Source organism: Methylobacterium sp. AC315 (assembly GCF_979253755.1).
In genome coordinates, this window is record NZ_CEEDEA010000003.1 from 49,520 (window position 1) to 63,137 (window position 13,618).

Consider the following 13,618-nt stretch of genomic DNA (forward strand, 5'->3'; position numbering starts at 1 on the left):
GATACCGAGACCTACGTCGAACCGACATGCGGTTCGGCGCGCGGTGCTGAACGAAGGCGGCCCGTCGTAGAGCCTCACTCCTTGCAGACGGCGTCGCGCTTCGCCTCGTCGGGGGCGAAGGCGTAGACGTAATCGACCAGCAGGTCGGACGGGTTGGGCGTCTTGTCGATCGGCCAGCCGGAGCCGAGGGCGAGGTTGACGAGGATCATCAGAGGCTTGGTGTGCTCGGGCGGCGTCGGCGTCCGGCCGATCTCGCGCCGGTCGAGATAGAATACGATCCACTCCTTCGTGACATCGACCCCGTAGGTGTGGAAGCTGTCGTTCAGCGAGCCGCTCGGGACCGAGGTGATGATCTCGCCGCCGGTGTTCTTCTTCGGGTCGACCTTGTCCCAGATGTGCCAGACCGAATGGAATCCGTCCGGGAACTGGCCGTAGTATTCCAGCACGTCGATCTCGACCGACGGCGTCTTGTCGTCCTTCGACTTGTTCGAGTTCAGCCAGAAGGCGGGCCATACGCCCGGACCCGGCGGAAGCTTCATCCGGGCTTCGAAATATCCGTACATCAGCGCGAAGCCGGCGGTGGTGGGATCGGCCGAGGACAGGAGGCCCGACGTCCATTTCCCGTTCTCGTGCTTCCGGGCCCGGATCTTCAGGATTCCGTCCTTGACGATGAACGGTGCATTCTTCTCAGGGTCGGCGAAGATATCGATCGGGTCGATGAATTGTGCATCGCCGAAATCGCCGTTCCAGGGCGTGTGGGCCGACCATCGCGCCCGCTCGTTGTTGGACTTCGATACGCTCAAGTCGTTGAAATCGTCGGCGAAAACCTTCTTATACCGGCAGAGCTGCAGCGGCTCGCCCTGCGCTTTCAGCTCCCGACATCCCGCCACGGTGGCGAGCCCGACCATGGCCGCAACGGTTGGGAATACCCATTTATTCCTCGTCACGCGTGCGCCCATTGGGTTTTCCTAAAATGTCGGTGAGTTTAAGCGTTCAGCTAGCGCCTTATTACAGGGTGTATAGAGTTTTGGTCTAGAGCTAAGATCCGAGGGGCGCCGACGCTCCGGGCTCGGAGCGGGGCCGTGTGGGGCTTGTGCGGCGCAACGGAGCGGGATTGGCCCTCGCGCGGGCACTTGGCCGCGCGCAGCGGCGGGGCCGGATTGCGCGATTACCATCCGGGCCGTCGGGCCGTCGGGCCAGCCGTGAAGGCGCCCTCGATCGGGTCCGCCGAGTGGCTGTAGCGGCGCAGGGCTGTCCCGTCAGGCCAAAACTTGTCCGCGCGACCGGTTTGCCTGCCCGGTCCCCCCAAGATCGGAAACGGCTCTCCCGTCCGGCTCAGAACGCGAACCCGACCTCGGCGGCGAACGCGTCGAGGAGCGGCAGCGAGGCGTCGAACAGCGGGCGGGAGCCGAAGGCGTCGCCGGCGCGCACGAACAGGGTCGCCTTGGCGTTGCGATGAGGGCCGAACACGCAGGCCAGGCGGCCGTCGTCCTTGAGTTGGTCGAGCAGCGCCTGCGGCCTGACCTCGACGCGGCCGTTGATCAGGATGACGTCGAACGGGGCCTGCTTGGGGGCGCCGGCCTCCAGCGGACCCTCGATCACCCGGGCCGAGGTTCCGAGTTTGCCACGGACCGCCTCGGCGAAACCGGGCGCCGATTCCAGAGCGGTCACGTCCGCGCCGAGTTCCGCCATCACGGCCGCAGCGTAACCGGTGCCGCTGCCGACATCGAGGGCGCTGGCGCCGGGCCGGATCTTAAGGGCCTGGATCAGTCGGGCCAGCACCATCGGCGCCAGCAGGCAACGGGCCTCGCCGTTGGCCCCGGCGAGATTCAGGGTCTGATCGATGTAGGCGAACGGCTCGCGGCCTTTCGGCACGAAGGTCTCGCGCGGCACCGTGTCGAACGCGTCGAGCACCGCGTTGTCGTTCACGTCGAAGGTCCGCAACTGGCAGTCGACCATCATCCGCCGCGCCTGCGCGTAATCGATCATCGATACGTGTCCTCGAACCGGATCGGAATGCTGCCCCGGCCGGGCCGCGGCGGACGCCGGGGGCCCCGGCCAAGCGCGAGCGTTCCGGACGCGCGCGTTTTCGGAGATCACCCGCCAAAAGGCAAGGTTCTCTCGGACGGGCACGTCGCCGACACGCCTGCCCACCGGCGAAGCGGATAGCGGAGCGCGGGTGACGACCGCATCCCGCTGTCGCGCGAGGGTTGTCCGCGGGCTCGCCTTGCACGGCTAGACGTTGAATAATGAGTACAGACCGGACCGGGCGATCCAAGACGCCGGCCGTATCGGGAGACACCATGATTCCAGCCAGCAAGCCGATCCTGAGCCGCGGGCTCGCCACCGCGCTCGCCTGCCTGGGCCTCGGGACCCTCGCTCCGGGCGGATCGCGCGCTCAGGAGACGCCGGCCAGCTCGGCGCCCCCGGCCACCGTGCAGGTCGACCGCGGCTCGGCGCTCTACGGACGCCCCGAAGGCGGGGACGCGGCCAAGCTCGCCCCGGTAGCGGGGCCACCCCTGGCCACCGCCGCCGCCAAGCTGCCGCTCGACAAGCTGAAGGTGCCGGAGGGCTTCAAGGTCGAGGTCTATGCCAGCGGCCTCGCCAACGCGCGCTCGATGACGCAGGCGCCGGACGGCACGCTGTTCATCGGCACCCGCACGGTCGGCAAGGTCTACGCGGTGCTGCCGCAGGCCGGGCCGGACGGCAAGCGCGTGGTGAAGACCATCGCGTCCGGCCTCCACCGTCCGAACGGCGTCGCGTTCCACGACGGCGCCCTGTACGTGGCCGAGCTGTCCAAGATCTGGCGCTACGACGACATCGCCAAGCACCTCGATGGCGCCGAGAAGCCGACCCTCGTCTACGACGACCTGCCGAAGGACGAGGCCCATGGCTGGAAGTTCATCGCCATCGGTCCGGACAACAAGCTCTACGTCCCGGTCGGCGCGCCCGGCAACATCGTGATGCCCCCGGACACGCACGCCCAGATCCGGCGCATCGATCTCGATGGCAAGAACGCCGAGGTGGTCGCCCGCGGGGTGCGCAACACGGTGGGCTTCGACTGGAACCCGAAGACCAAGCAGCTCTGGTTCACTGACAATGGCCGCGACTGGGTCTCTGAGGACATCCCGAACGACGAGCTGAACGTGCTGACCGAACCCGGCAAGCAGCATTTCGGCTACCCGTTCTGCCACCAGGGCACGTTCACCGATCCCGAATACGGCTGGGGCCATTCCTGCTCGGAATTCACGGCCCCGGCGGGCCTGCTCGGGCCGCACACGGCCTCGCTCGGCATGCGGTTCTACACCGGCGCGCAGTTCCCGGAGGCTTACAAGGATGCGGTCTTCATCGCCCGGCACGGGTCCTGGAACCGCACGACGAAGCTCGGGGGCGACGTGGTGATGGCGAAGCTCGGCCCGGACGGCAAGGTCGCATCCGTCGAGCCGTTCCTGACCGGCTTCCTGCAGGACAACAAGTATGCCGGGCGCCCGGCGGACGTGCTGGTCGCCAAGGACGGGTCGCTGCTCGTCTCGGACGATTACAACGGCGCGATCTACCGCGTCAGCTACGGCCAGTGATGCGCGGTTCGTCGAGGATCGGGGTTGTCCGGGGGCTCGCGCTGCCCCTCGGCGCCCTGTTGGCGGGGGCGGCTCTGGCCGCGCCCCAGTCGACCGTACCCCAGTCGGCCGTGCCGGAGCGGCTGGCCCCGTGCGTGGCCTGCCACGGGAGCGGCACCTCCGAGACCGAGGGCGTACCCTCGCTCGGCGGACAGCAGGCGGATTATGTCGTGACGCAGCTGTTCCAGTTCCGGGAGAAGCAGCGTGAGGCCCCGCCGATGAACGACGTCGCCGCCGGCTTCTCCGACGACGACCTGCGCGCCTATGCTGATGCGGTCGCGACCCTGCCGCCCCCCGCGTGGTCGGGGCCGGCTGCGGACCCGGCCCTGGTGGCACGCGCGCAGGCGCTGGTCTCCAAGCACCAGTGCAATTCCTGCCACGGCGCCGACTTGGCCGGCCGGGATGCGATTCCCCGAATCCGGGCGCAGCGGGAAGAGGTCCTCGCGCAGGCGCTCGCGGCCTACAAGTCGAACGCCCGGCCGGGCTACGACCCCGCGATGAACGAAGTCGCGCAGGGCCTGAGCGAGGCCGACATCAAGGATCTGGCGGCCTACGTGGCCCGGCTGTAGGCAGCGCAGCTCAACCGACGGTGCGCAGCGTATCGCCCACGGCCAGCGCTCCGCCGGCGATCACCTCGGCGTAGACGCCGAGGTCGCGGTGGCCGAGCCGTGCGTCGAGAGTCCAGGGGATGTCGAGGTCGCGCACGCCGCTCACCGGATCGACGTTGGTGGCGGCGCAGCGCACCGTGCGCTTGGTCACCTTGAGCCGCAATCCGGTCGGGGCCTCGATCACCCGCCCGACCATGTCGAGCTCGGCGAACGGCGCCAGCCCATCGACCAGCAGGTTGCCACGGAACCGCAGCGGATCGACCGGCGCGCCGAGATAGTCTTCGACGGCCGTCACGCTCGCCCGGTTGATCAGCGAGACGTAGCCGGTGGGCGAATCGGTGAACCGGTATTGCGGCGGCGCCGCGAGCACCTTCGGTTCACCCCGCAGGCTCTCCGGGAGGTAGCGCCGCATCAGGTCGGCCAGCCCGTCGCGACCGGCCTCCGTGTCGAGCCGGAAGGCCAGCGTTTCGCCGGCATGCTCCACCGTGAGGGTCGCGGTGGCGTCGTCGTAACGGGTGCGCAGGCGGGCCAGCGCCTCGTCGCGCATCAGCATCAGGTACTTGGTCTTTGGCTGGTGCCGCGGCGCCACCGGGTTGAAGCCCGAAGGCCCGTTCTCGATGGCATAGAGCCGGTCCCCCGGGAAGAAGCCGCTGGTCTCCAGCTCCGCCCGTTCCAAAGGCTCGGGACTTAGCCCCTTCACGGGGTAGCGGTAGAGGCCGAGGAGGCCGATGTCGTGCGCGGCTTGCATGGCGCGAAGGTGGCTTGGAAAAGCTGTGCCGCGCAAGTGCCGAAGCCCTTGTGGTGCGCAAATACAACACCACATCCGGATCACCGGCGGCTTTCGGCGCCGGGGTCCCTCGCGGCAGAGTGCCGGGGGGCGACGTTTCGGCAGGGCCGCGCCATCTCGGGCGGCGGATGCCGGCACGGGAGGGTGAGACACGCATGAATTTCGAACTCTACACCGAGCGCGCCCGCGGCTTCGTCCAGGCGGCGCAGAACCTCGCGATGCGCGAGGGCCATCCGCAGCTTCAGCCGGGGCACCTGCTCAAGGTGCTGCTCGACGATCCCGAGGGCCTGTGCGCCGGTCTGATCGACCGCGCGGGCGGGCAGTCGCGGGTCGCGCTGGCGCAGACCGAGCAGTGGCTCGCCAAGCAGCCGAAGGTTTCCGGCAACGCGTCGGCCCCGCAGGCGACGCGCGAGCTGATGCGCCTGTTCGACACCGCAGAGACCGCCGCCAAGAAGGCCGGCGATTCCTTCGTCACGGTCGAGCGCCTGCTTCTCGCCCTGGCGGTGGAGAAGGAATCCGAGGCCGGCCGCGCGCTGCAGGCGGCGGGCGTCACGCCCGCGTCGCTGAACGGGGCGATCAATGCGCTCCGCAAGGGCCGCACCGCCGACAACGCTTCGGCCGAGAACGCCTACGACGCGCTGAAGAAATATGCCCGCGACCTCACCGAGGCCGCCCGGGACGGCAAGCTCGACCCGGTGATCGGCCGCGACGAGGAGATCCGGCGGACCATCCAGGTCCTGTCGCGGCGCACCAAGAACAACCCCGTCCTGATCGGCGAGCCCGGCGTCGGCAAGACCGCGATCGTGGAGGGCCTGGCCCTGCGCATCATCAACGGCGACGTGCCGGAATCGCTTAAGGACAAGAGTCTGCTGGCCCTCGACATGGGCTCCCTGATCGCCGGCGCGAAGTACCGCGGCGAGTTCGAGGAGCGGCTGAAGGGCGTGCTCTCCGAGGTCACGGCGGCCGAGGGCGGCATCATCCTGTTCATCGACGAGATGCACACGCTGGTCGGCGCCGGGAAGGCGGACGGGGCGATGGACGCCTCGAACCTGCTGAAGCCCGCGCTCGCCCGCGGCGAACTGCACTGCGTCGGCGCGACCACGCTGGACGAGTACCGCAAGCACGTGGAGAAAGACGCGGCCCTGGCCCGGCGCTTCCAGCCGGTCTTCGTGTCGGAGCCCACCGTGGAGGACACGGTGTCGATCCTGCGCGGGCTGAAGGAGAAGTACGAGCAGCACCACGGCGTGCGCATCCAGGATTCGGCCCTGGTGGCGGCCGCGACGCTCTCGAACCGCTACATCACCGACCGGTTCCTGCCCGACAAGGCGATCGACCTGATCGACGAGGCTGGCTCGCGCCTGCGCATGCAGGTCGATTCGAAGCCCGAGGAACTCGATTCGGTCGACCGCGAGATCGTACGGCTGAAGATCGAGGCCGAGGCGCTCAAGAAGGAGACCGATTCCGCCTCCCGCGACCGGCTGGTCCGGCTGGAGCGGGAGCTGGCCGACCTCGAAGAGCGCTCGGCGTCGATCACGGCCCGGTGGAAGGCCGAGAAAGACAAGCTCGGCACGGCCGCCGGCCTGAAGAAGAAACTCGACGAGGCCCGCAACGAGCTGGCCGCGGCCCAGCGCCAGGGCCAGTACCAGCGCGCCGGCGAACTCGCCTACGGCGTGATTCCCGGCCTGGAGAAGCAGCTCGCCGAGATCGAGGAGAAGGCCGAGGGCGGCCGCGACGGCATGATGGAGGAGGCGGTGACGCCCGCTCACGTCGCCGGGGTTGTGTCGCGCTGGACCGGCGTACCGGTCGACAAGATGCTGGAGGGCGAGCGCGAGAAGCTGCTCGCCATGGAGGACGCGCTCGCCAAGCGCGTCGTCGGCCAGCGCGAGGCGGTGGAGGCGGTCTCGACCGCGGTCCGGCGCGCGCGGGCGGGGCTTCAGGACCCGAACCGGCCGATCGGCTCGTTCATGTTCCTCGGCCCCACGGGCGTCGGCAAGACCGAGTTGACCAAGGCGCTCGCCGGCTTCCTGTTCGACGACGACACGGCGCTCGTGCGCATCGACATGTCCGAGTACATGGAGAAGCACGCGGTGGCCCGCCTAATCGGCGCGCCTCCGGGCTATGTCGGCTACGAGGAGGGCGGGGCGCTCACCGAGGCGGTCCGGCGGCGGCCCTATCAGGTCGTGCTGTTCGACGAGGTCGAGAAGGCGCATCCGGACGTGTTCAACGTCCTGCTGCAGGTTCTCGACGACGGCCGGCTCACGGACGGGCAGGGGCGGACGGTCGACTTCCGCAACACGCTTCTGATCATGACCTCGAATCTCGGGTCCGAGTACCTGGTGAACCAGCCCGCGGGCGAGGACACCGATGCGGTCCGCGACGAGGTGATGAACGTGGTGCGGGGCCACTTCCGGCCGGAATTCCTGAACCGGGTCGACGAGATCATCCTGTTCCACCGCTTGGCGCGGTCGGAGATGGGGGCGATCGTGGAGATCCAGCTCGGGCGCCTGGCGAAGCTCCTGGAGGATCGCAAGATCGTCCTCGACCTCGACGAGGAGGCCAAGATCTGGCTCGCCGACAAGGGCTACGACCCCGCCTACGGCGCGCGCCCGCTCAAGCGGGTGATCCAGAAGAACGTCCAGGATCCGCTGGCCGAGCTGGTGCTCTCGGGCAAGATCCACGACGGCGAGACGGTGTCGGTCCGCTCGGGTCCGATGGGCCTGATGATTGGCGACGTCACGGTCGGCGCCGAGCGCCGGCCCGCGAACGTGGCCCTGAACTGAGCGCTGCGGTTTGCGAGTAAGGCGGCGCGCCGGATGACGGCGCGCCGCCTCTTTTTGCGATTGCGGCGTCGCCTTAGTGTCCGAACCAGCGCAGCAGGCCGCTCGCGACGAATACCGCGATCAGAGCCAAGAACAGCTGCGGGCTCGTCGGCATCGATGCCACACGCCCCTTGATCTCGGCGGTATCGGCCAGGATCCTCTTCAGGTTGGCCCTGATTTCGAGCCGCTTAATGCGTGTTTCCATGTGTTGGGATGTCCCGCCTGGGCCGCCCGGAGGCGTGCCCGAGCCATGGCTGTTGCGGCTATCGCGTCTCGCAGCTTGCCAGCGCATTTGCGCGCGCCAAAGGGCCGATTGGGCCATGGTCCGTCTATGTTGTGAGATTGGCGCTCAGCGTATCGAGGAATGTGGCGGCTTCCTCAATGCTCCTGCTAGCTTGCGCGAGGTGCTTGCGCTTGAAGCCGCCACAATCATCCGCTTCGACGGCATCGTTCACAGCGTAAACCGCGGTCAAGCACTGGCCGAGCGAGGCGACCATCTCATCGGTCTGGCACGCATCAAGCGGAATGGTTTCCCGACGCTCGACCTTATCGGTCCAGCTGCTGTTCGAATACCGGACTATCTCGTCTTCGGATGTCATGTGTACGAGTTCCGGCACCCGTGCTGACGACTGTGTCGAACGGTGAACATCGAGTCGATGCCAGCATGATGGCAGCTCTTTCAACGGCGCGCATGTCAAAACGCCCAGCATAAGACTTCTATCCTCGAAATCCGGGCCCGTCTCGAGAATTGATCGAATAGTAGGCCGCTATCAGCCCCCCGCAACACGCCGAGCGTGAGCCAGGATGACCACCTGCAGCGCAAGCCCTCCAGCCGCGACCGCGGCGGCCGCCACCGGCAAGGCGGAGATTCCCGCCAGCGTGACCACCACGCCCCCGAGCGCCGCGCCCGCCGCGCCGCCGAGATAGTTCGCGGAGCTGTTCAGCGCGACCGAGACGCTGCCATGCTCCGGCCGGAGGTGGAGCAGGGCATGCTGCTGCGGCGCCTGCGAGGCCCAGCCCATCGCGCCCCAGAGCAGCACCGGCAGGTAGCCGAGAAGCGAGACGCCCAGCAGGCCGGGAAGCCATGCGAGCGCCAGCGTCAGGGCGGCCAGGATGACCGCCATGATCCGCCGGGGATCGCGGGTCCGGTCGATCAGCGGCCCGACCGAAAAACTACCCACCATCCCGCCGATGCCCCAGGCCCAGAAATGAGAGGCCGCTGCGCCACCCAGCCCGGCCCGCTCCAGAAGGGATGCCAAGTAGGTGTAGAGACCGAGGCTGGCGATTGCCGTTAGGAACGTGACCGCCACCGTCGCGACGATGGCTGCGTCGGTCAGCAAGGCCGCCCGCGCGCGCCAGGACGGCGGCTCCGCGGCGATGATGTCGGGCAGGCGCGCCAGGATGCCGGCAGTCGCTGCCGCACCCAGGATCGTCACCATCCAGAGCGCGCCCTGCCAGCCGAGCCTGTCGGCGATCCACAACCCGGCCGGAACGCCGATCACCGTCCCGGTGCTCATGCCGCCCAGCGTCAGCGCCAGCGCGCGCCCTTTGCGGCCCGGATCCACCAGGGCCGCCGCCGATGTGATCGCGACCGGAGCGTAGAGGCCGGCCGCGAGGCCGGCGAGCGCCCGGGCCAGGAGCAGCCCGAACAGGCCGGTCGCGAGGGCGCTCAAAAGGTTCGCTAGAGTGAAGATCGCAAGCGCCACGCCGAGCACGCGCCGCACCGGCCGTCCGGCGAGCAGACCTGCGCAGATCGGCGCCGCCAGGGCGTAAGCCAACGTGAAGACCGTGACAGCCTGTCCGGCTTCGCCGGCGCTAATGTCGAACGTGGCTCCGATCTTCGGGAGCAGCCCCGCGACCACGTACGCATCCAAGCCCAGGGCGAACATCCCGAGCGCCAGAATCGCGATTGGCTTCACGTCTCGCCGCCTATTTACGATCTACGACGAAAATCGTACATATAAGGCGCCATGAGTGCCCGCAAGTTCTTTCACCCCGACCGCGCCGAGCTGACCCTGCATCGGGTGCTGTTCGCGCTAAGCGATCCGACCCGCCTCGCGGTCGTGTCGGACCTCCTAATGGCCGGCGAGCGCGCGTCCGGCGACCTCCTTACCGAAAGCGTGCCGCGATCGACCATGACGCACCATCTCAAGATCCTGCGCGAGGCCGGCGTGACGCGCACCCGGCCCGAAGGGATGCGCTGCCTGATCTCGCTGCGCCGTGAGGACGTCGGCGCCCGCTTCCCCGGCCTCCTCGACGCCATCATGGCCCATGGCGAGGCCGAAGCGTGAGGGCGTCGCCGGCTGCGTCCAGGAAGAATGCGTTTCCGACGGGCATACCCCTCGGCGGGAGCCGGCGCTGAGCCCCGATTCCTGTGGGCCTTGCCAGACAGTAGGGCCTCCCAACCCGTTGGGTTGGTGGCTAGGCCCGGCGGATCGCCCTCGCCAGGTCGGCCGCCTGGTCCCGATCCCGGCAGACCAGCCAGAGGTCGTCGTGGGCGGACAGCTCCGCGTCGAACAGGTCGATGAAGGCGGCCGGCGGGGCGGCGAGGTCGGGCCAGTGGTAGAGGCCGAATCCCAGGGCCTCGAACAGCGGCAGGATCGGCGCCAGGTCCCACAGCTTGTTGTTGCTCAAGGTCGCGTCGAGCCGGCCCGTGGCGAGGAGCGCTGCGTCCGAGATCGTACCGCCCTCGCTCCAGGGAAACCAGCCGCGCCCGTAATCCACGGTGTAGCGCTGGGCGGTGACCGCGAGCCAGCCGACATGGCCGGTCCGGCGGGGGGAGGGGGCCAACGGGCGCAGCGCCTCCGTCCGGCGCCCGCCCCGGGTCGGCGCCCAGAACGCCTGACCCTCGGAGGCGGCGAACAAGATGCCCTCGGCGGTCTCCGCATTCTCCGTGCGGGCGGGGGCGGAGCGATTCTCGTTCCAGGCTGGCAGGTTCATCACGCCCGCGCGGGGCCAGCCCGACCGGCAGGCCGCCGCCATCACGCCCCAGCCCGACAGGCCGCCCGCGAACGGTCGTGTGCCGTCGATCGGGTCGCCCACGAAGGTCCAGGCCTCGCGCGCCAGCATCGCCTTGGCGGCCACGTGCCCGAGGTCGTCGGCGGTCTCTTCCTCGATCAGGTCGGGGCCGAACCGCGCGTGCAGCAGGCGGCTCACGGCGAGGTCCGCCTCGGTTAGCGCCTGGCCGAGGTCGGGCCCCTTGTTGGTCATCGCGAGACCCTCCGCGCGCATCGCGAGCGCCAGCGGCGCGGCCTCCTCGGTGAAGGCGAGCAGTGCGGCGAGGACATCGCCGGCCGAGGCGTCGGGTGCGATCATGCGGCGAACAACGCGGGCTGGCGCAGCATCAGCGCCTGGACCAGGACCAGGGTCTTGAGATCGGACAGCCGCCCGGCGCGGACCCGCTCCGCGAGTTCGGCCAGAGGCACCTCCAGCACCTCGACCTGCTCGCCCTCGCCGGGCAATCCGCCCCCCGGGCCGACGCGGTCGGCCTGATGGTAAGGGGCGAGGTAGAGCCACAGGCGCTCCGAGGAAACGCTCGGCATGCTGTAGGCATGGGTGACACGCTCGAGACGTTCGAGCTGCACGCCCGCCTCCTCCATCGCCTCGCGGATCGCGGTCGCCTCCGGCTCGCCGCCGTCGAGGCCCCCGGCCGGCGCCTCGTCGAGGGCGGGCGGCTCGCCCCAGAAGGCCGGGCCGACCCGGCTCTGCCGGACCAGCAGGGCCACCCGCCGCTCGGGATCGTAGGGCAGCACGCAGGCCGCCTCGCCGTGGTCCTCCAGGGCCCGCGGCACCGTGCTGCCGTCGGGCTGGGTCAGCGTGGCGATGCCGAAGGTGTTCCAGCCCCGGTGGATCACCCGCAGGGGCAGGGCGGTCTGCGTGCCGGTCATGAGCGGGTCAGCGCTGGGTGGTGGCGGCGGTCTGGCCGAACATCACCTTCTTGGCGTCCTCGCTCATGGTCTTGCCGTGGTCGGGGTTGATCTCCGGCGCTCGGGCGTAGGCAGCCTGGGTCGCGGGCCGCTCCGCGATGGCCGTGAACCAGCGCTTGAGGTTGGGATGCTGGTCGAGGTCCTGGCCCTGCTTCTCCCACGGCACGATCCACGGGTAGCAGGCCATGTCGGCGATCGAGTAATCCGAGCCCGCGACGAAGGTGCGATCGGCCAGCCGCCGGTCGAGCACGCCGTAGAGCCGGTTGGTCTCGTTGACGTAGCGCTTGATCGCGTAATCGATCTTCTCGGGGGCGTATTGCGAGAAGTGATGGTTCTGGCCCAGCATCGGCCCGAGCCCGCCCATCTGCCAGAACAGCCATTGCAGGACCTCGGCCCGGCCACGCGGATCGCTCGGGATGAAGCGGCCGGCTTTCTCGGCGAGATACAACAGGATCGCGCCCGATTCGAACAGGGAAACCGGAGCGCCGCCGCCGGCCGGCTCGTGATCCACGATCGCCGGCATGCGGTTGTTTGGGGCGATCTTGAGGAAATCCGGATTGAATTGTTCGCCCTTGCCGATGTTGATCGCCTTGATCTGGTAAGGAATACCCGCCTCTTCGAGGAACATCGTGACCTTATGGCCGTTCGGCGTCGGCCAATAGTACAGATCGATCATCGGATTATGTCCCGCTGACGCGTCGTCCTGGGCGATGGGTGCCGGCTTTCGGAAAGGATGACGCAAAAACAAAGCTCTGGGGCCGCCTCGTGAATCGGATGTCCAAGAGGAGGCTCCGAACCCCCGGCAGTGGGGAGGTGGGTCTCTGGAGCGTTCCGGTCAAGCATCGTCCGGAGCGATCGCGGCCTCATCCGCCGGGGCAGCCCTGCGTGTCCACGTAGAGGGCGTAGAGCGACTGGCTCGCCGCCATGAACAGGCGGTTCCGGTGCCGGCCGCCGAAGCACAGATTGGCGCAGCGCTCCGGCAGGTGGATGCGGCCGATCAGGCAGCCCTCCGGGTTGAACACCATGACGCCGTCGAGGGCGTCGTCACCCATGCCCCAGCCGCACCAGAGATTGCCGTCCTGATCGCAGCGGATCCCGTCCGGCGTGCCAGGCCCGGCATCGATCAGCACCCGGCGGTCGCGCAGGGTCCGGCCGCCGACCACGTCGAAGGCGACGATGCGCCGGGTCGGCTCGCCGCGGGATTCCACGAGGTAGAGCCGCGATTGATCCGGTGAGAAGCACAGGCCGTTCGGACCGGCGATGTCGTGCGCGACCACGTCCAGGGCGCCGGTCTCCGCGTCCAGCCGGTAGACGTTCTGGGGGAGCTCGGATTCGGCGCGCTCGCCCTCGTAGTAGCCCGAAATCCCGAAGGTCGGATCCGTGAACCACACCGCGCCGTCGCGCGCGGTGACGAGGTCGTTCGGTGCGTTGAGGCGCCGGCCCTCGAAGGCGTCGGCCAGCACGGTGAGCGACCCGTCATACTCGGTCCGCACCACCCGGCGGCCGCCATGCTCACAAGTGACGAGCCGCCCCTGGCGGTCTCGAGTGTTGCCGTTGGCGAAACCCGACGGCCGGCGGAACGTGCCGACGGCGCCGGTCTCCTCGTCCCAGCGCAGGATCCGGTTGTTCGGGATATCGCTCCACAGGAGATAGCGCCCATCCCCGAACCAGACCGGCCCCTCGCTCCAGCGGCAGCCGGTGGCGAGGCGCTCGACCGCCGCGCTGAACACCCGGTAGCGGGCGAACGAGGCGTCGAGGATCTCGACCGCCGGGTCGGGGTAGCGCGCGCTTGGCGTCCACACGGGATTGGGCTCCTGGCACCGGCGCGCCGATCCGGGCGCGGGCCAACCGCGATATAGGA

General features: G+C 68.9%; 14 protein-coding genes. 4 read left to right on the plus strand and 10 right to left on the minus strand.

What is annotated here, in order from left to right; all coding sequences use genetic code 11:
- Positions 1 to 74 precede the first annotated feature (74 nt).
- Both AC0IY0_RS05400 and AC0IY0_RS05405 read right to left on the minus strand, forming a co-directional pair.
- Positions 75 to 959, minus strand: a complete 885-nt coding sequence (locus AC0IY0_RS05400; RefSeq protein ID WP_147905979.1) for a glycoside hydrolase family 16 protein — start codon at positions 957 to 959, stop codon at positions 75 to 77.
- A gap of 376 nt (positions 960 to 1,335) precedes the next feature.
- A complete protein-coding gene (locus tag AC0IY0_RS05405) occupies positions 1,336 to 1,989 on the minus strand; it encodes a protein-L-isoaspartate O-methyltransferase family protein (RefSeq protein ID WP_461230772.1) in 654 nt (217 codons plus the stop codon).
- Between the two features lie 314 nt (positions 1,990 to 2,303).
- Here AC0IY0_RS05405 and AC0IY0_RS05410 point away from each other — a divergent pair, with 314 nt between their 5' ends.
- Positions 2,304 to 3,578 (plus strand): PQQ-dependent sugar dehydrogenase, encoded by a 1,275-nt coding sequence (locus AC0IY0_RS05410; protein ID WP_187278476.1) that lies wholly within the window; start codon positions 2,304 to 2,306, stop codon positions 3,576 to 3,578.
- The gene (locus AC0IY0_RS05415) at positions 3,578 to 4,186 is read left to right on the plus strand and encodes a c-type cytochrome (protein ID WP_471763253.1); all 609 of its coding nucleotides are present in this window, start codon (positions 3,578 to 3,580) and stop codon (positions 4,184 to 4,186) included. Before AC0IY0_RS05410 ends, AC0IY0_RS05415 begins: the two co-directional genes overlap by 1 nt.
- A gap of 10 nt (positions 4,187 to 4,196) precedes the next feature.
- On the opposite strand, the gene AC0IY0_RS05420 is transcribed toward AC0IY0_RS05415, so the two are convergent.
- Positions 4,197 to 4,973 (minus strand): MOSC domain-containing protein, encoded by a 777-nt coding sequence (locus tag AC0IY0_RS05420; RefSeq protein WP_471763254.1) that lies wholly within the window; start codon positions 4,971 to 4,973, stop codon positions 4,197 to 4,199.
- A gap of 194 nt (positions 4,974 to 5,167) precedes the next feature.
- On the opposite strand from AC0IY0_RS05420, the gene clpB reads away from it, so the two are divergent.
- On the plus strand, positions 5,168 to 7,792 hold the full coding sequence (gene clpB / locus AC0IY0_RS05425; RefSeq protein ID WP_147905975.1) for an ATP-dependent chaperone ClpB: 2,625 nt from the start codon (positions 5,168 to 5,170) through the stop codon (positions 7,790 to 7,792).
- Positions 7,793 to 7,865: 73 nt separating this feature from the next.
- Here clpB and AC0IY0_RS05430 read toward each other — a convergent pair whose 3' ends face one another.
- The 3 genes from AC0IY0_RS05430 to AC0IY0_RS05440 all read right to left on the minus strand — a co-directional run bounded on the left by AC0IY0_RS05430 (position 7,866) and on the right by AC0IY0_RS05440 (position 9,750).
- The gene (locus AC0IY0_RS05430) at positions 7,866 to 8,036 is read right to left on the minus strand and encodes a hypothetical protein (protein ID WP_187193544.1); all 171 of its coding nucleotides are present in this window, start codon (positions 8,034 to 8,036) and stop codon (positions 7,866 to 7,868) included.
- 124 nt (positions 8,037 to 8,160) lie between these two features.
- Complete coding sequence (locus AC0IY0_RS05435) at positions 8,161 to 8,430, minus strand: hypothetical protein (RefSeq protein ID WP_147939924.1); 270 nt, start codon at positions 8,428 to 8,430, stop codon at positions 8,161 to 8,163.
- 171 nt (positions 8,431 to 8,601) lie between these two features.
- Positions 8,602 to 9,750 carry an MFS transporter gene (locus AC0IY0_RS05440; RefSeq protein ID WP_471763255.1) on the minus strand — a complete coding sequence of 383 codons (1,149 nt, stop codon included), beginning with the start codon at positions 9,748 to 9,750 and terminating at the stop codon, positions 8,602 to 8,604.
- A gap of 51 nt (positions 9,751 to 9,801) precedes the next feature.
- Between AC0IY0_RS05440 and AC0IY0_RS05445 the strand changes: the two genes are divergently transcribed.
- Positions 9,802 to 10,122, plus strand: a complete 321-nt coding sequence (locus AC0IY0_RS05445; RefSeq protein WP_147905972.1) for an ArsR/SmtB family transcription factor — start codon at positions 9,802 to 9,804, stop codon at positions 10,120 to 10,122.
- A 130-nt stretch (positions 10,123 to 10,252) separates the two neighbouring features.
- On the opposite strand, the gene AC0IY0_RS05450 is transcribed toward AC0IY0_RS05445, so the two are convergent.
- From AC0IY0_RS05450 to AC0IY0_RS05465, 4 genes are all read right to left on the minus strand, one after another.
- Complete coding sequence (locus AC0IY0_RS05450) at positions 10,253 to 11,146, minus strand: inositol monophosphatase family protein (protein WP_147905971.1); 894 nt, start codon at positions 11,144 to 11,146, stop codon at positions 10,253 to 10,255.
- Entirely contained in the window at positions 11,143 to 11,718 is a 576-nt protein-coding gene (locus tag AC0IY0_RS05455) for an NUDIX domain-containing protein (protein ID WP_147905970.1), read from the minus strand. Before AC0IY0_RS05455 ends, AC0IY0_RS05450 begins: the two co-directional genes overlap by 4 nt.
- 7 nt (positions 11,719 to 11,725) lie before the next feature.
- Positions 11,726 to 12,433, minus strand: coding sequence for a glutathione binding-like protein (locus AC0IY0_RS05460; RefSeq protein ID WP_147939920.1), 708 nt, complete (start codon positions 12,431 to 12,433; stop codon positions 11,726 to 11,728).
- A gap of 187 nt (positions 12,434 to 12,620) precedes the next feature.
- Complete coding sequence (locus AC0IY0_RS05465) at positions 12,621 to 13,559, minus strand: SMP-30/gluconolactonase/LRE family protein (RefSeq protein ID WP_461230778.1); 939 nt, start codon at positions 13,557 to 13,559, stop codon at positions 12,621 to 12,623.
- Positions 13,560 to 13,618 lie beyond the last annotated feature (59 nt).

Coding starts and splice junctions, on each gene's coding strand:
- AC0IY0_RS05430 (WP_187193544.1), bottom strand. CDS start 8,036: ATGGAAACACGCATTAAGCGGCTCGAAATCAGGGCCAACCTGAAGAGG.
- AC0IY0_RS05415 (WP_471763253.1), top strand. CDS start 3,578: ATGCGCGGTTCGTCGAGGATCGGGGTTGTCCGGGGGCTCGCGCTGCCC.
- AC0IY0_RS05400 (WP_147905979.1), bottom strand. CDS start 959: ATGGGCGCACGCGTGACGAGGAATAAATGGGTATTCCCAACCGTTGCG.
- AC0IY0_RS05410 (WP_187278476.1), top strand. CDS start 2,304: ATGATTCCAGCCAGCAAGCCGATCCTGAGCCGCGGGCTCGCCACCGCG.
- AC0IY0_RS05455 (WP_147905970.1), bottom strand. CDS start 11,718: ATGACCGGCACGCAGACCGCCCTGCCCCTGCGGGTGATCCACCGGGGC.
- AC0IY0_RS05435 (WP_147939924.1), bottom strand. CDS start 8,430: ATGACATCCGAAGACGAGATAGTCCGGTATTCGAACAGCAGCTGGACC.
- AC0IY0_RS05460 (WP_147939920.1), bottom strand. CDS start 12,433: ATGATCGATCTGTACTATTGGCCGACGCCGAACGGCCATAAGGTCACG.
- AC0IY0_RS05445 (WP_147905972.1), top strand. CDS start 9,802: ATGAGTGCCCGCAAGTTCTTTCACCCCGACCGCGCCGAGCTGACCCTG.
- clpB (WP_147905975.1), top strand. CDS start 5,168: ATGAATTTCGAACTCTACACCGAGCGCGCCCGCGGCTTCGTCCAGGCG.
- AC0IY0_RS05450 (WP_147905971.1), bottom strand. CDS start 11,146: ATGATCGCACCCGACGCCTCGGCCGGCGATGTCCTCGCCGCACTGCTC.
- AC0IY0_RS05420 (WP_471763254.1), bottom strand. CDS start 4,973: ATGCAAGCCGCGCACGACATCGGCCTCCTCGGCCTCTACCGCTACCCC.
- AC0IY0_RS05405 (WP_461230772.1), bottom strand. CDS start 1,989: ATGATCGATTACGCGCAGGCGCGGCGGATGATGGTCGACTGCCAGTTG.